A 16,017-nucleotide genomic window follows, 5' to 3' on the forward strand; every position below is an offset into this window, starting at 1 on the left:
GTTAATAAGAAATGAACTTTATTCTGATTTTTTAACACATATTAATTGAAAAAATTTCATTACGCGATCCAATATTGGCTGAAAGGAAAGCATTCCCAAAAGCACGCATGTACTTTTGTGGGCCAACATCTCGATAAAAAAGCTTAGCGTGCATATCTTTTCAAATCAAAACAAAAATTATTTCTTTGAAAATCAGCCCTAATACACTTTTAAGTTCATTTTTATTTGCAGAAATGAGAATAGTCCGTATATTTGCATCATCAAATGTGAACGACATCATCACGATAGCAATCACTTTTGAATTGTTTGTCCGATAGTATAAGGGTAGTACAACAGTTTTTGGTTCTGTTTGTCTTGGTTCGAATCCAGGTCGGACAACAAACAATAGAAAAGGCTTGCATTTGCAAGCCTTTTCTGCGTTATATGCAAGGCTTATTATTTATAAAAGGGTTTAGATTTTTTTAAATTTACATTTTGATTTTTAAAACAAATCTCTATCTTTGCGTCGTCAAAAAGAGAAAAGCGGAAACGTTGACTTTTTAGAGACATTGTCCGATAGTATAAGGGTAGTACAACAGTTTTTGGTTCTGTTTGTCTTGGTTCGAATCCAGGTCGGACAACTTTTAAAGTTAAGCGTATATGGATTGTGAAAACAATCCATTTTTTTTAATGTTTAACTTTAAAAAACAGTAAGGGAATAAAAATATTGAATAAACGACAATACAATAACCCAACATAAATATACAAAACCATGCCTTTGCAATTCAACACGGTTAAACTATTTGCAGGTTCTGGCACTACAGAACTAGCCGAAAAAATCGCACAATCTTACGGGAAACCACTAGGAGACAAAACATTGTCACGTTTTAGCGACGGTGAGATTCAACCTTTCTACAATGAGTCAGTTCGCGGAAGCGATGTATTCATTATCCAATCTACCAACCAACCAACCGACAACCTTTTTGAATTATTATTGATGACAGATGCAGCGAAGAGAGCTTCAGCGCATTATATCACCGCGGTGGTCCCTTACTTTGGTTTCGCAAGACAAGATCGAAAAGACAAACCAAGAGTTGCTATTGGCGCAAAAATGATCGCCAATCTGTTGACTGCAGCTGGTATCCACCGTATCATGACAATGGACCTGCACGCAGCACAAATCCAAGGTTTTTTCGATATCCCTGTTGACCATTTGGATGGTTCTATCATTTTTGTTCCTTATATCAAATCGTTAAAACTTCCAAATCTAACGATTGCTTCACCAGATATGGGTGGTTCATACAGAGCACGTACCTTTGCTAAATTTTTCAATGCAGAAGTTATTATCTGTGACAAACGTCGTAAACGTGCAAACGAAATCGAATCGATGTCTATCATCGGTGACGTAACAGGTCAGGACGTTGTTTTAATCGATGATATCTGTGATACTGCTGGTACACTTTCAAAAGCAGCAGCACTGATCATGGAAAATGGTGCAAAATCTGTAAGAGCTGTTTGTACACATGCTGTATTGTCCGGAAAGGCATATGAAACAATTGAAAACTCGGTCTTGTCAGAAATGATCGTAACCGATACCATTCAATTAGATCCAGAAAAAGCAAAACAATCGACCAAAATCAAAGTATTATCAACGGCTGATTTATTTGCAAAAGCAATCACAAGTGTAAATCAACACTCTTCAATCTCCGATTTATTTGAAGTAGAATAATCTTTGAGTTTTAGATTCTAGATATTGGACCCTGGTACAGAAAGCATTCAGCTCAACGACCAGGGTCTTTTTTTTGTATTGCGCCACCACCCCACCTTCTCTCTTCCGCTTGGTTCTTATCTTTTAACCATAGGCGAATAGCCCTTTTTATCGAGTATATAAGTTAGCAATTGTTTGATACCAAATTCTACAATAACAGGGGATTTACGGAGGGTTAACAGGGGTAAAGCCCTGTTAACCCCCTGTTATACCCCTACTAAGAGAGTCCTATTCCAGTTTTAATATAGGAAATGGTATCAATTTGGTCATACTTTAGAGTAAATAAGTGGCCTTGAATAGGCATAGTCATGAACATGGAAAAATCAAAAACCTGGAATAAGTATCTGTTTCCGAACTAATAGCGGTCGTATTTTTTTGATAATATCAGAAATTAGATTATCTTTGCACCTCAAATTTATAAAAAATTAAAAGATGAAATCAATTGCTATTAGCGGTTCTGTAAGACAGAACGTAGGGAAAAGAGATGCAAAAGAATTGCGTTACCAAGGTTTAGTACCAGCAGTACTTTACGGTGGCACAGAGCAAACAGCTCTTTCTGTATCCGCAGCTGATTTGAAACCAGTTCTTTACACTGCAGACGTAATCATTGTTGAATTAAACATTGAAGGTCAAACTAAAAGAGCTATCGTTCAAGACGCACAATTCCACCCATTAACTGACTTAGTTACGCACGTTGACTTTTTAGAATTATTTGATGATAAAGAAGTATCATTGAATATTCCTATCAAATTAACAGGAACTTCTCCAGGTGTTAAAATGGGGGGTAAATTAGTTCAAAAATTACGTAATTTACGCGTAAAAGCATTACCTGCAAACTTACCACAAGAAATTGCTGTACCAATGGAATCTTTAGAAGTTGGTAAATCAGTTCGTGTAGGTCAAATTCAATTGGAAAACGCAAAAGTATTAAACAATGCTGATGATACAATCGTATCAGTAATCATGTCTCGTGCATTGCGTCAAGCTGAACAAGAAGCAGCGAAAGCATCTAAAGGTGGTAAAAAATAATCTGAACAAGATTCTTAAAATACTACAGAAAGCACCGAAATTCGGTGCTTTTTTTGTTTATTAAAATTTTTATTTTTGCATCATGAATTATCTTATCGTTGGATTGGGCAACATTGGCAGTGAATATGCCGATACACGGCATAATATAGGTTTTATGGTTGCCGACGAGCTTGTCAAACAGGCTGGCGCCAGTTTCTCCTTGCTCAAGTTAGCATATTATAGCGAATTTAAGCAAAGAGGCCACAACGTCACAGTAATTAAACCCACGACTTATATGAACTTAAGCGGCAAGGCCGTCAATTACTACATGCAACAATGCAAAGTTCCTATTCAGAATGTATTGGTGATTGTGGATGATCTGGCCATTCCATTTGGTTCGCTACGAATGAAACCCAAAGGAAGCAGCGCCGGTCATAACGGACTTAAATCCATTGAACAGCTTTGTGGCGGACAGGTTTATCCGCGCTTACGTTTCGGTATTGGAGACAATTACCCAAAAGGTAGACAAGTAGATTATGTACTTGGCCCTTTTGACAAAGAGGAACAAGCTGAACTACCGGCTTTGATTGACCATTCCGTTAAAATGATCCAGAGTTTTGTCAATATCGGCATCGAGCTGACGATGACAAATTTGAATACGAAATAAGTTATTTGTCGTTGTAATGCCCCAGTGCTTGGATCACAACGACAGCAATCTCTTCTTCAAAAATTTCATAAATAAGGCGATCTTTCTTATTGATCGCCCTACTCCAAATTTCACCGTCAAAATATTTTAATTGTTCGGGAGAGCCTGACCCCATTCTCGGACTCTCCTCCATTTCCAAGAGAAATAGGTCAATTCTTGTCCTATCAGATTTACGTCCTGATTTTTTAATCATTTGCAAATCTCTAATCGCTTTTTTCGAATATTGGATTAAATACTTTCCCATATATTCTTGCTATCCAATTGGACTAATTCGCCTTTTTTCTTCTCAGCCCTAGCTTCTTTCACGCGGTCATTTAATTTCGACGATCTATCTTCAGGCTCAATTTTTATTTTTGTCCCACCGAGTGCCTTTAGTACCGCTTTAATCTTTTCTACTTCAGAAGAATCTATTTGAAATGATAATATTGCCATAACCCTTTCGTTTTTACAAAGTTAATAAAACAACTCCACAAACGGAAAAGCCGAATAAATCGGCTTTTCCGTTTGTGCAACTCTTGTGCTTTTATTGTGTCGACCTTGTGTTAAGCAAGGACTTAGGTATAGTCATCCTTGTGTCGATCTTGTATGTTTCTTGTGTCAAGCTTTAGTTGAACGGATTAATGCACCTGTTTTTCCTTAACCACTTCAACTTTTTCTTTATCCAGCTCGGTCTTAATTACTTTTTTCACTTTTCCCGACAGACGGTCCTCTACATCAGAAGACACTGCTTCAGGATGCTCCTTTCCATAGGCTTTGGTGACAATGATAATAACGCCATCCTTTCCCTGATTACCGTATAGTGCAGTAGCATTTTGATCTTTCAAGATCGACAAGGTATGGATTGTATTCGGGTCCAACTCACTTAACTTCTTATCTTCGACAATTTTTCCGTCCACAACAAATAGTGGATCTCCCTTAATCCCACCAATACTACGGGCACCAAACTTGCCCGGTTCACGATCTGTAGGTCGTCCCTTCATATAGACCGCAACTCCTTCTGCCCGGCCCTTGAGTTCGCCTCCGCTCGCATCTTCTTTTTTATACCCTGTTACAACAACTTCCGAAAGCTCTCCTTTCACCTTCATCTTGGGAGCGTTAGCTGCATTGTCCTTTTTATCATCCTGTCCAATTGGACGCACTTTATCATTCAGTTTATCAGGATTTTCACGGGCCAATTTTTTTGTCGTAATCAATATAACGCCATTCTCTGCATCTGATCCATATTTAACGGTCGCAGACGCTCCCTTTAGTATCGTTATATTGTCAATTCCATCCGGCGTCAGCGCCAGCTCCTTCACCATTTTTTGATCTGCTCTCTTGCCATCAATAACATACACCACATCAGTTGATTTATCATTCGTTAGCTGATCATCACGATACGTCACCCTTATAGGAAGACCTTTGAGTTTGGTCATATCTTTACCAATATGAGCCCCTTCCTTCAAATTCACTTCAAGGATACCATCTTTACCAACATCCTCACCGTACTTATCAATAGCAGCCTTACCTTGTAATACCGAGACTGACGCTATAGCATTTGGATCGATATCATCCACAGTAAAAGTTTTTTCCTGCACAATGCCATTCATAACATAGCGTAATTTTTTTTGTGCTATATCCGAATGTTGTTGCATCTCAACAGTATTGGCCAAAATTGCTCCGCCAGCAATATCAATTGAAGACTTTGTCCGATACTTGATCATATCACTATCATTCGAAAACCAGTACGTCGCCAGTTTTCCTTCAGGAATAGCCAAAAATTCAGCCTTAGAGACCAATTTATTATCCACAAAATACTTTTGATTTTTAGAAAAATCAATAGCAGATCTTTTGATCTCCTTAAAATCTCTCGCTTCTACCTGATTTGCTTTAGCCAAAGTATCCGCTAACGCAGTAGAGCTCCTATTTGATTGATCTTCCTGAGATTTTAAATCAACTGTTGGTAACTGAATAGGTAACACTGTCTCATTTGCCTTCTCAACTACCCCCTCTATACTTCCCTCCGCTTTACTTACCGTAAATGCTGCTCCCGTCAATAAAAATACGGGTAAAAGAAAGGCGTATTTACTCAGCTCTATTTTCGATGATCGCTTCTTGTTCATCATCATAATTCGACGTTTTAGAAGTTTAAAATTAAATTGATTGCTCAATCCTACTGAAGTACCCTTTTTGGACACATTCAATAGGCTGTATTGGTACGTCTGCTTGTCAATTCCTTTATCGAGAACCTGTTGATCAGTCAGGAACTCCAAATTTTGGCGAATGGCCCTGCGCATGAGCCAGACGAAAGGATTGTACCAACAACACACCAATATCATTTCAAACAGTAAAATATCCAGACTGTGAAGGCCTTTCACATGAATATCCTCATGCTTAAAAATATCTTTTAGTTCAGCATCAACATGCTGCCCTTTATTGACATAGATTTTATTCAAAAACGAAAATGGAACAATAGGAATAAGCACATTCCGGAATAGATAAGTCCTCCATTGATCGGACCTCGAATTCAGATGAATTCGCAATAAACTCAATAATTGAAATACAAATTTTAATAACAATAAAACAGCACCGGCCATAAATACGATTTCCACCAACCTCCCTAATGTCAGCTGCTGTTGAACCTCCGGCTCCATAATATAAAGCGAAATTTGCTCGCCTACGACCCCCATATTCAATCCACGCTGTACAAACAAAGACTTTAAATCCAAAAACGGATACAGAAAAGCAAATAGCCCCCCTACTAAGAAGTAGGCTCTATTTAAAAAATAGAACGTCAAGCCTTTCAACAGTCCGATATATCCCAGATAGATAATACCCAACAACAGGTTGACTTGTATAATATAGGTTAGTAGACTTTCCATGCCATTAAGATTTATTATGCTTAATCATATCCATGATCTCCTTTAACTCATCAGCCGTCAGTTTTTCTTCCTGTACAAAAAAGGAAACCATCTCTTTATAGGAATTTTTGAAATAATCGCCCACAAAGGAGTTCATAAACTTGGCCTTATAATCTTCCTCACTCACCATCGGCTCGTAGCGCTTGGCATTGGCATAGCGTACTGCTTTCACAAAATCCTTGCGCTCCAGATTCTTTACTGTCGAAGCTAATGTCGTATAAGGCATCTTCTCGCCTTTTACATTATCCAAGATCTCTTTTATAAAACCTCCATTGAGGCTCCAAATAGATTGCATTGCCTGCTCTTCCTGTGCTGTTAATTTTTCCATGTCTTTATCTTCCTTTTTCTAATCTATCACTAATCTACGAATAATTCGTAAATACAAAAAAATATTTTTTCTTTCCTTTACGGATCTCTCCCAAAATAAGACCTTCCTCACCCCTCTAAAAAAAGAAGTGGCTCATTTCTTGCGTATTTAAACTCAAATCCGACGAATATAAGTTAGCTGGCAGAAAATTTGCAATACGTTTATTTTAATTCTAAATTCATTCATAAATCGCTTCATCAATTGAAAAAACAGAAATTTCCACTGTGTAAAATTGATAGCAATCAGTCACACCGTTCACTCCAAAAGGAGATGGTTTAAAAACAAATACAAGAAAGATCAATGGCTAAAAATATCAAAGCGATCAAATGTCCGCATTGTGGCAGTATAAAAATCACCACATTACGCCCCGATTATTACAAATGTGATAGCTGTGGAACTGAATTTTTTCTAGATAGTGATGACATCAATATCAACCACAACTATAACTACCCACGCAACAACCAAGATCAATATAAAGCCATACGGATTGTATTATTTGCCGTTGTGGGCTTTATTGCGCTTATGTTTATCATTGGAGCCCTGAGTGCTATTTTTTCCAAAAAGCCAACGCCCGATTATTCAACTTACAGCACTTCCAATACAGCAGAGAAAAAAGAAGAGGCAGAACCTCTCGAATGGAACTACGCAAGCAACACGCTATTTTTGGATAAAGATAATACACCACATGTTGTTGTCGTCGGTAATGTCGGAACCTTCAGAAAACGAATGGACGAAAACAAGGACAATAAGGTTTATATTGGGCTCTTCGATCCCAAAACGGGTAAAAAAGAATGGGTAAAAGCTCTGATGGAAACTCCCGTCGAACTATCAAGCAGCGACGTCAAACTTCAGGTATTTGAAGACCAGAACCTATATATCATCGTCAAATCCAAATACATTTATCAGCTGGACAGAAATACACTCACGTATAAAAGTGTCCTAGAGAACTATGTAAAAGATGCGCCATCTTTAAGCACAGGAATCGCCAAAGTTGAATTTAAATACGAAGACTATGGTTCCGCTTATCAAATTGTCAACAATGAAGGCCAAAACCTAGCTTATTATCCCTTGGTTAACAAATCTATTCCCGACAAACAGCTGTACGACGAAAGAAGGAAAAAGCTTCCCAACCCAACAACAAAAACGGAATTTACCTTTTCAAGTAAATCCAGTTATTATCCAGAAGAAAAAATCCAGTTAATCCAGTACAGTTATCAATATCAATATGGATTCCCAAAAGATAGCCCGCGCTTTTCCTGGGATAAAGACTACGGCGGGTCGGGCATATTCACCGACCGCGATCCTTATAAAAAGGTATTGATTAATCCATGGCAATTTAAAGGCGCCCGTCTGATCAGCTTCAAGGACTTTACGCCAGGAAGACTTTACTTTCAGCCTGTAATCATTGCGCAGAATGACAAAACGCTACTCATTGCGTATAAACCAACACCTGCCGAAGACGATCCTTTCCAGATCCAACTATTGGATGTAACAACTGGCGCTATACAAAAAACAGTGACCACAGATCTTAAATCCATGTATGGAAATGGGAACCTCCTCAAAGATGGTTTTATTATAAAAGGAGCCAGCGACTATTATTATTTTGATAATAACGGCAAACAAATCAATAAGTTTGAAGGGTATAACCCCAAATTCGACACACTAAATTAAACACTATGGGACTATTTAATCTTTTTAACAACCAGCTTTCTGAAGTCATCGAGTGGAAAAACCAAGACCCTCAATTATTGTGGCATAAATTCCCATCCGAAAGGAACGAGATCAAAAATTCCAGCAAGCTGATCCTCGCTCCAGGGCAGGGCTGCATCCTTGTGTATGAAGGAAAAGGTGAAAACCTGCTGACCGAACCGGGAACATACAACCTCAAAACGGACAACCATCCATTCTTTACCACTTTAGCGCGTTTACGGCAGAATTTTGAATCCGAACATAAGCTTTACATCTACTTTTTTCGTACGGCCGCTATCGTCAATCAATCCTGGGGAACGGGAACACCTATTAAATATATCGACCCCCATTACAATTTACCAATAGAAATCGGCTTGAATGGTACATTCTCTTACCTGATCAAGGAACCAGTGCATTTCTATAAAAACATTGTAGCAAATCAAAATACGGTCAACACAGCTGTCATTCAAGACATCATCAATAATCGGATCCCACAACAAATTATTGCGCAGATTGCACAAAAGAAACTAGGTTATAATGAGATTGACAGCCAACTGGGGCTGCTATCCAGCGATATCAAAACTGCAGTTGAACAAGACTTTAAGGATCTTGGGCTCGATGTTACGGATTTCAAAATCTTAGGAACTCAATTTGATGCCAATACACAACGAAGAATCGGAGAAATCGCCGATTTAAGTACACAAAATCAAGCGGCGCAACAGGCAGGTCTGAGCTATGTTGAATTAGAAAAACTACGTGCGCTCCGTGATGCCGCTAAAAATGAAGGGGGAATCGCGGGTGTAGGGGCACAGCTGGGCGTCGGTATGGAACTCGGAAAACAGTTTGACCTCCAAAAAGAGGAGATCAAAGATCATATTCAGCAAGAGGGCGACTTTGTCGAGAAACTTAAAAAGCTGCAGCTGCTGCTCCGTGAAAACATCATTACCCAAGAAGAATTCGATACGCTCAAAAAACAGATCCTCAATAAAATATAATGCATGCGGGGATATTCATATCACGATTCAGCTCAATTATACCGAGGTGAATCAATTCATAACACATAAATTAATTCAGCTATGAAATACATATTCGGTATATTACTCACCTTGGTGATACTTTTCGTTGCCACCTATTTCCTACTGGGGCTTTGGGGCATTAAGCTATTGGATGCAGAGAACTTCAGCAAAATATTGTGGACTACGGGAATTCTGACACTAACCTCTATTATTCTGGTATGTTTTATCATACTCCCCTTTTTTGGATCGGGTAAACAGGGTAACTACGAAGACAAAGGAAAGGTTGCGCAAAGAAAAATAGATTGATATTTTTTGCAAAATAAGATAATGTTAAATTTGAATAAATTATTTGCTTATTTAAGTAAATAATTAGTGAATATTATCCAAAATGACGCAATCATGTCATTTTAATTCCAAAAGAACTTTCAATTTTAAATATCAAATAGTTAAATTTGTGAGATTAGCATAACAAATCAGATATAAGATAATATATAAACATGTCAGATAAAGCATCTATAAATTTAGACGGCACTTCGTATGACCTACCGGTCATTGTCGGTACTGAAAATGAAAAAGCAGTTGATATTTCCAAATTAAGAGATCTAAGCGGATTTATTACGTTAGACCCAGGATACAAAAATACAGGTGCAACGAAAAGTGCGATTACTTTCCTTGATGGTGAAAAAGGCATATTGAGATATAGAGGATATCCAATTGAACAATTGGCAGAGAAATCGACTTTCTTGGAAGTTGCTTATTTGTTGATTTATGGAGAGCTTCCCAAAAAAGAGGTATTGGAAAAATTCAGAGCTGACATCAAAAAGCAAATGATGATTCACGAAGATATGAAAAACTTCTTCGCTGGATTCCCATCCAAATCTCACCCAATGGGCCAACTTTCGTGTTTAGTAGGCGCATTGTCGGCATTTTATCCAGAATCTTTAAATCCAAACTTAACAGACGAAGAAGAAGATCAAACGATCATCAATCTTTTGGCAAAAATGCCAACAATCGTTTCTTGGATTCAAAAGAAATCATTAGGTCATCCTGTTGTTTATCCAAAAAACAACCTTGGCTACATTGACAACTTCCTAAACATGTTATTCGGAGAAGTTAACGATGAAAAAACATTCGATCCAGTCGTAATTGATGCCATGCACAAATTGTTGATTTTACATGCTGATCACGAGCAAAACTGTTCAACATCTACTGTTCGCATCGTTGGTTCATCCAATGCAAACCTTTATGCATCTGTTGCATCGGGTATCAATGCATTATGGGGACCGTTACATGGTGGTGCAAACCAAGCCGTAATCGAGATGTTGGAGGCCATTAAAAATGATGGTGGTGATGCTGAAAAATATCTTGCTAAAGCAAAAGACAAAAACGATCCTTTCCGTCTAATGGGATTCGGTCACCGCGTTTACAAAAACTTCGACCCTCGTGCTAAGATCATCAAAAAAGCATGTGATGATATCTTGGAGAAATTAGGCGTTCAAGATCCGGTATTGGATATCGCTAAAAAGCTTGAAGAAGCAGCATTGAATGACCAATATTTCATCGACAGAAAACTTTATCCAAATGTTGACTTCTATTCAGGTATCATCTACCGTGCATTAGGTTTCAAAGCAGATATGTTTACCGTATTATTTGCTTTAGGCCGTCTACCGGGATGGATTGCACAATGGAAAGAAATGCGCGAAAATAAAGAGCCTATCGGTCGCCCTAGACAAGTATATGTTGGCCACACAGAGCGCGACTACGTTGAATTTTCAAATCGTTAATCCGATTTCGATTTATATCCTAAAAAAGCATCCCTCGGGGTGCTTTTTTATTTTCACCCGAGCTAACATCGATGGCATTACAGCCGTCCGAAACCACCCACTCGAACAAGATATGATTACTTGTCGTTACGCTATTGTCACGATAATCTACTTGTTAAGTATATTTTAATTTTTCCTTATCTAAATTCCCTGTTTTTCGTTAAGTTTGCGTATTCATTGGTCTCTTATTAAAAATCATTATAAATAAGACTTGTTAGAAACAATACTATATATCTTGGTTCCCATTGCTATTTTCACCTTTATAGCAGCTTTCACCTTGTTTGCAGTATATGCCGAGCGAAAGATCGCGGGATTTGTACAGGATCGTCTAGGACCGATGGAAACAGGAAAGTATGGCAGTCTCCAAACGATCGCCGACATTCTCAAATTATTACAAAAAGAATTAATTACCCCCTCATCAGCCGATAAGATTCTCTTTAGAGTTGCTCCTATCGTTATTTTCGTTGCTGTATTTACAGGTTTTGCCGTTATTCCCTGGGCCAAAGATTTTATTCCAGCGGATACGCATACGGGTCTGTTCTTCATAATGGCCATCATCTCCATTGATGCTTTGGGCATTTTAATGGCTGGCTGGGGATCTAACAACAAATATTCTTTATTAGGATCCATGCGTGCCATAGCACAGATGGTGTCTTATGAAATTCCGGTAGGCCTCTCCCTAATTACGGTCGTTATGCTAACCCAAACCCTAAATTTGAATGAAATCGCTATTGGACAGGGCATCCTAACCAATGGAAGCATTAAACTCTTGGGGCTTTGGGAAGTCAATGAGATTGGGGGGCTCTTCGCCTGGAATATTTTTCAGGCTCCACATTTGATTATCACCTACATCATATTCTTTATCGCAACCCTTGCCGAGTGTAATCGTGCTCCCTTTGATATCCCGGAAGCCGAATCTGAATTGGTCGGTGGCTTCCATACAGAATATGGCGGGATACAATTTGCCTTTATCTTTTTGGCGGAGTATGCCATGATGTTTTTGGTATCGATGTTGGGGGTTGTTCTCTTCTTAGGAGCTTGGAATACACCGTTACCAAACATAGGTGCAATACGTTTGGCCGATTGGACCACAGGCTTAGTGTGGGGAATATTTTGGACCTTAGCCAAATCATTATTTATTGTTGGTATCCAAATGTGGATTCGATGGACATTACCACGGTTGCGTGCAGATCAACTGATGAGTTTATGTTGGAAAGTATTGACGCCGCTGGCTTTTCTTTGTATGGCCATTTCTGCAATTTGGCGAATTTTAGTTATAGCATAGGATATGATATTTAAAACGGCTTCGCATGCATTTCGTACGGCAATCAAGGGTTTATCTTTGACTGTTAAACACTTGTTTGGTGCCCGACGTTCGCGAACGGAATTAAATATCAAAAAGGATAACTACTTTGATCAGCAGGAAGGTATTGTCACGGTACAATACCCGCGTGAAAAAATGCCTATCCCCGAGGTTGCCCGCTATCAGCTGCAAGTCGATATCGAAGACTGCATTGTATGTGATTTATGCGCAAAGGCTTGTCCTGTCGACTGCATCGAAATCGAAGCAATCAAATCACCGGAAGCGATTGGAAAAACCTCAGACGGTAGCGTTAAAAGACTATACCCGGCCAAATTCAACATTGACATGGCCAAATGTATGTATTGCGGGCTATGTACTGTCGTATGTCCGACAGAATGTATTACCATGACCAACGAATATGACCGCAGCTCACAAAAACTGACTGATCTTATCTATGGTTTCTCAGATATGACCGATAGCGAGGTCGCACAACGTAAAGCAGAATGGACCAAGTTTCAAGCTGAAAAGGAGGCAGCAAAGCAAAAATAAAAGATGGAAAGTATTTTATTCTATGCCTTTGCTACCCTAGCAATCGGTTCAGCACTTTTGCTCGTCAATCTTAAAAATATTGCACGTGCTTTATTCCTGTTTTTTATTGTGCTATTTGCAATGGCAGGACTTTACCTATTTGCTTTAGCCGATTTTGTGGCCATTACACAAATTATGGTTTATGTTGGCGGCGTGCTCATATTGATGTTATTTGCCTTTATGCTTTCCAATAAAGAGCTTTTAAAAGATCTTCAAGATAGTAGCGGTTCATTCTTAAGCATACCCAAATGGCAGACTATTCCAGTAGTGCTTGGCTTCCTATTACTCATGCTATACGGCATTATTGAATGGCAACAAGCCCCTTCTACGTGGATTTTACAAGCTAGGGAAAATAACACCGAGATTGTCGCAACAGACAATAATATTCATCAGATCGGATTACGTTTTATGACTTTTTATGTATTGCCATTTGAAATCATATCCGTGTTTTTGATGATGGCCTTGATAGGAGCCTCACATTTATCCAGAAAGGAGCGTACAATATGATTACGCTGACGCATTTTTTAGTTGTCAGTGCCTGCATCTTTTGCATTGGTCTTTATACCGTTCTTTCCAAGAAAAATGCAATTATGATTTTGGTCGGTATTGAGTTGATGATCAATGCCGCTATCCTGAACTTTGTTGCTTTTGGAAAATATGATAAATTGAGTTATGGTGGGCAAATTTTTGCATTATTTGCCATCGTTCTTGCTGCGGCCGCAGTCGCTGTTGGATTGGCTATCGTATTAAATGTTTATAGACATTACAAAACCATTAATCCGGATGAGATAAACCAATTAAAAGACAAGTAAGCATTGGATCAATTTGTTCACATATCGCCCCTTCTGACCGCGCTGCTTACTTTGGTAGCACCATTAGCGGCGTTCGTATATCAAGCACTAGTAGGTAAACGCGACCAGTCCGGCCTTGTTTCTCTCACGGCCATCATCCTCAGCTTTATCGCTGGCGGCTTAACCTGGTTCTCCATATGGAATAATCCGGCGGTATCAATTCAGGTAAATTGGTTCACCATCGGTGAAACATCATTTAAAGTTGGTATCCTGCTGAACAATTTGAGCACTTTGATGCTTTTTTTGGTACCAACTGTTGCCTTACCCGTACATATATACTCCAGAGCCTATATGCATGGCGATACAGGTATTCACCGCTATTGGATGTATCTCAGCTTATTCTGTTTTGCGATGTTGGGATTGGTCATTATGGATAGCCTCCTGTTGATGTATGTTTTTTGGGAATTGGTCGGTTTTGCATCGTATCTCCTCATCGGCTTCTGGTTCACACGTGAGACAGCTGTACAAGCCAATAAAAAGGCATTTTTGGTCAATCGCATCGGCGACCTCGGTTTTCTAATTGGTCTTGCGATCCTATTTACACAGTTCAAAACCCTCAATTTAATCGATCTATTTGGGGACAATGGCTTAATTTATCAATCCACAATCGCCCAAGGATTATGGATATCTCCAGTCAATAGCTTACCTCAGATTTGGCTTACCATTGCTGGATTAGCCTTCTTCTTGGCAGCTATGGCTAAATCCGCACAATTTCCATTACATGTATGGCTTCCTGATGCCATGGAAGGCCCTACATCCGTATCCTCGCTGATTCACGCCGCGACAATGGTTGCTGCTGGTGTATTCCTGCTGGCTACTGTATTTCCATTATTTAATGAATCTGCCTTATTATTTATTGCCATCATTGGTACAATAACCGCTGCTTTGGCCGCATACTTCGCGCTTGGCCAATACGACATCAAACGTATTCTTGCCTTTTCGACCATATCGCAGTTAGGTTTTATGATGGTTGGCATTGGCATTGGAACATGGGATGCTGCACTATTTCACCTAACGACCCATGCCTTCTTTAAGTGTCTGTTGTTTCTTTCTGCCGGAGCTGTCATTCATGAAATGGCCCATCTTAAAGAACATAGCCACCTGGACTTTGACCCACAGGATTTACGGAATATGGGCGGGCTACGTCAATATATGCCAAAGACCTTCGTGCTGATGAGCATAGCTTCGCTAGCACTTGCAGGATTCCCTTTGACTTCAGGTTATCTATCCAAAGATAGTATCGTTATCTCTTCCTTTGAATGGGCTATTTCAAAAGGTAACTTATACCTTATCATCCCCATAAGTTTGATTCTGGTGAGTATTTTAACGGCTTTCTACATCGGTCGTTTGCTATTCAAAGCCTTTTTTGGGGAGTTCAGACTGTTGAAACAACTTCAGGGCAAACTACATGATCATCCGCTGCATGAAGCGCCAAAGACCATGTTGATCCCCATGTTTGTTTTGGGACTGTTCTGCTTATTTCCATTGTTTTCTTTCAATCCGTTTTCGTATCACGATTCCTGGTTGATGGACGGCCTATTATTGGATGAATATACTTTTGCACCAAGCCATAGTGCGCACCTTATTATCCCTGCAATACTGCTTCTTGGTTCTGCTATTGGCTGGATCATTGGCTGGAAATGGTATGTACAGAATAAATACCCTTTGAACCCCGATAGCCAGGCATTAAAAGCCGCTTTCAACCAAGGGTATATCAATGAGTTTTACCAAGCAGTCTTTGTTAATGGCACATTAAAATTAGCACAATTCTGCTATTGGTTTGACCGTCATATCGTTGACGCTTTCGTTTCTTTGATTCAGTTTATCGTCTTATCCCTTTCTCAGCTAAGTGTTTGGATAGACAAATATATTGTAGATGGTTTTGTTAATACGGTTGCTACTGTAGCCTATTGGACAGGCAATCAGGTTCGCCTGGTCCAAAATGGAAAGCTACAGACAACATTGTATTCCGTCTTTTTATTAGTTTTACTTGGTTTAATTTATCTTATATTTTTTTAG

The 16,017-nt window shown here is 39.1% G+C and carries 16 protein-coding genes; 12 read left to right on the plus strand and 4 right to left on the minus strand.

All coding sequences use genetic code 11. The annotated features are described in order from the left end of the window. Positions 1–751: 751 nt before the first annotated feature. From B4N43_RS04070 to pth, 3 genes are all read left to right on the plus strand, one after another. Positions 752–1,708, plus strand: a complete 957-nt coding sequence (locus B4N43_RS04070; protein WP_046672755.1) for a ribose-phosphate pyrophosphokinase — start codon at positions 752–754, stop codon at positions 1,706–1,708. 471 nt (positions 1,709–2,179) lie between these two features. Then, complete coding sequence (locus tag B4N43_RS04075) at positions 2,180–2,776, plus strand: 50S ribosomal protein L25/general stress protein Ctc (protein WP_075994221.1); 597 nt, start codon at positions 2,180–2,182, stop codon at positions 2,774–2,776. A gap of 82 nt (positions 2,777–2,858) precedes the next feature. Further along, complete coding sequence (pth, locus tag B4N43_RS04080; RefSeq protein ID WP_075994222.1) at positions 2,859–3,422, plus strand: aminoacyl-tRNA hydrolase; 564 nt, start codon at positions 2,859–2,861, stop codon at positions 3,420–3,422. Between the two features lies 1 nt (position 3,423). Here pth and B4N43_RS04085 read toward each other — a convergent pair whose 3' ends face one another. The 4 genes from B4N43_RS04085 to B4N43_RS04100 all read right to left on the minus strand — a co-directional run bounded on the left by B4N43_RS04085 (position 3,424) and on the right by B4N43_RS04100 (position 6,689). Next, positions 3,424–3,705: a type II toxin-antitoxin system YoeB family toxin gene (locus B4N43_RS04085; protein ID WP_286732932.1), complete on the minus strand. Its 282-nt coding sequence runs from the start codon at positions 3,703–3,705 to the stop codon at positions 3,424–3,426. After that, positions 3,690–3,893: a hypothetical protein gene (locus tag B4N43_RS04090; RefSeq protein WP_286732934.1), complete on the minus strand. Its 204-nt coding sequence runs from the start codon at positions 3,891–3,893 to the stop codon at positions 3,690–3,692. The genes B4N43_RS04085 and B4N43_RS04090 overlap by 16 nt, the downstream gene beginning before the upstream one ends. A gap of 185 nt (positions 3,894–4,078) precedes the next feature. Then, positions 4,079–6,322 (minus strand): M56 family metallopeptidase, encoded by a 2,244-nt coding sequence (locus B4N43_RS04095; RefSeq protein ID WP_286732937.1) that lies wholly within the window; start codon positions 6,320–6,322, stop codon positions 4,079–4,081. A gap of 4 nt (positions 6,323–6,326) precedes the next feature. Beyond that, on the minus strand, positions 6,327–6,689 hold the full coding sequence (locus tag B4N43_RS04100) for a BlaI/MecI/CopY family transcriptional regulator (protein WP_075994224.1): 363 nt from the start codon (positions 6,687–6,689) through the stop codon (positions 6,327–6,329). 339 nt (positions 6,690–7,028) lie between these two features. On the opposite strand from B4N43_RS04100, the gene B4N43_RS04105 reads away from it, so the two are divergent. From B4N43_RS04105 to B4N43_RS04145, 9 genes are all read left to right on the plus strand, one after another. After that, positions 7,029–8,399 (plus strand): hypothetical protein, encoded by a 1,371-nt coding sequence (locus B4N43_RS04105; RefSeq protein ID WP_286732940.1) that lies wholly within the window; start codon positions 7,029–7,031, stop codon positions 8,397–8,399. Positions 8,400–8,404: 5 nt separating this feature from the next. Further along, positions 8,405–9,412 carry an SPFH domain-containing protein gene (locus B4N43_RS04110; protein WP_286732942.1) on the plus strand — a complete coding sequence of 336 codons (1,008 nt, stop codon included), beginning with the start codon at positions 8,405–8,407 and terminating at the stop codon, positions 9,410–9,412. 81 nt (positions 9,413–9,493) lie between these two features. Then, complete coding sequence (locus B4N43_RS04115) at positions 9,494–9,739, plus strand: hypothetical protein (protein WP_286732944.1); 246 nt, start codon at positions 9,494–9,496, stop codon at positions 9,737–9,739. Between the two features lie 191 nt (positions 9,740–9,930). Then, on the plus strand, positions 9,931–11,217 hold the full coding sequence (locus B4N43_RS04120; RefSeq protein ID WP_075994228.1) for a citrate synthase: 1,287 nt from the start codon (positions 9,931–9,933) through the stop codon (positions 11,215–11,217). Positions 11,218–11,467: 250 nt separating this feature from the next. Continuing rightward, complete coding sequence (locus tag B4N43_RS04125) at positions 11,468–12,541, plus strand: complex I subunit 1/NuoH family protein (RefSeq protein ID WP_286732946.1); 1,074 nt, start codon at positions 11,468–11,470, stop codon at positions 12,539–12,541. A 3-nt stretch (positions 12,542–12,544) separates the two neighbouring features. Further along, the gene (locus B4N43_RS04130; protein WP_046672765.1) at positions 12,545–13,108 is read left to right on the plus strand and encodes a NuoI/complex I 23 kDa subunit family protein; all 564 of its coding nucleotides are present in this window, start codon (positions 12,545–12,547) and stop codon (positions 13,106–13,108) included. A 3-nt stretch (positions 13,109–13,111) separates the two neighbouring features. After that, complete coding sequence (locus tag B4N43_RS04135) at positions 13,112–13,654, plus strand: NADH-quinone oxidoreductase subunit J (protein WP_088162988.1); 543 nt, start codon at positions 13,112–13,114, stop codon at positions 13,652–13,654. Next, positions 13,651–13,959, plus strand: coding sequence for an NADH-quinone oxidoreductase subunit NuoK (nuoK, locus tag B4N43_RS04140; RefSeq protein ID WP_075994232.1), 309 nt, complete (start codon positions 13,651–13,653; stop codon positions 13,957–13,959). Before B4N43_RS04135 ends, nuoK begins: the two co-directional genes overlap by 4 nt. A 3-nt stretch (positions 13,960–13,962) precedes the next feature. Further along, on the plus strand, positions 13,963–16,017 hold the full coding sequence (locus B4N43_RS04145) for an NADH-quinone oxidoreductase subunit L (RefSeq protein WP_286732948.1): 2,055 nt from the start codon (positions 13,963–13,965) through the stop codon (positions 16,015–16,017).

Source organism: Sphingobacterium sp. UBA1897 (assembly GCF_002337775.1).
In the GTDB taxonomy this organism is placed as follows: domain Bacteria; phylum Bacteroidota; class Bacteroidia; order Sphingobacteriales; family Sphingobacteriaceae; genus Sphingobacterium; species Sphingobacterium siyangense.

What these genes read in the sequence shown, in the direction of transcription:
- B4N43_RS04070 (WP_046672755.1), top strand. Translation starts at nt 752, where the DNA reads ATGCCTTTGCAATTCAACACGGTTAAACTATTTGCAGGTTCTGGCACT.
- B4N43_RS04075 (WP_075994221.1), top strand. Translation starts at nt 2,180, where the DNA reads ATGAAATCAATTGCTATTAGCGGTTCTGTAAGACAGAACGTAGGGAAA.
- pth (WP_075994222.1), top strand. Translation starts at nt 2,859, where the DNA reads ATGAATTATCTTATCGTTGGATTGGGCAACATTGGCAGTGAATATGCC.
- B4N43_RS04085 (WP_286732932.1), bottom strand. Translation starts at nt 3,705, where the DNA reads ATGGGAAAGTATTTAATCCAATATTCGAAAAAAGCGATTAGAGATTTG.
- B4N43_RS04090 (WP_286732934.1), bottom strand. Translation starts at nt 3,893, where the DNA reads ATGGCAATATTATCATTTCAAATAGATTCTTCTGAAGTAGAAAAGATT.
- B4N43_RS04095 (WP_286732937.1), bottom strand. Translation starts at nt 6,322, where the DNA reads ATGGAAAGTCTACTAACCTATATTATACAAGTCAACCTGTTGTTGGGT.
- B4N43_RS04100 (WP_075994224.1), bottom strand. Translation starts at nt 6,689, where the DNA reads ATGGAAAAATTAACAGCACAGGAAGAGCAGGCAATGCAATCTATTTGG.
- B4N43_RS04105 (WP_286732940.1), top strand. Translation starts at nt 7,029, where the DNA reads ATGGCTAAAAATATCAAAGCGATCAAATGTCCGCATTGTGGCAGTATA.
- B4N43_RS04110 (WP_286732942.1), top strand. Translation starts at nt 8,405, where the DNA reads ATGGGACTATTTAATCTTTTTAACAACCAGCTTTCTGAAGTCATCGAG.
- B4N43_RS04115 (WP_286732944.1), top strand. Translation starts at nt 9,494, where the DNA reads ATGAAATACATATTCGGTATATTACTCACCTTGGTGATACTTTTCGTT.
- B4N43_RS04120 (WP_075994228.1), top strand. Translation starts at nt 9,931, where the DNA reads ATGTCAGATAAAGCATCTATAAATTTAGACGGCACTTCGTATGACCTA.
- B4N43_RS04130 (WP_046672765.1), top strand. Translation starts at nt 12,545, where the DNA reads ATGATATTTAAAACGGCTTCGCATGCATTTCGTACGGCAATCAAGGGT.
- B4N43_RS04135 (WP_088162988.1), top strand. Translation starts at nt 13,112, where the DNA reads ATGGAAAGTATTTTATTCTATGCCTTTGCTACCCTAGCAATCGGTTCA.
- nuoK (WP_075994232.1), top strand. Translation starts at nt 13,651, where the DNA reads ATGATTACGCTGACGCATTTTTTAGTTGTCAGTGCCTGCATCTTTTGC.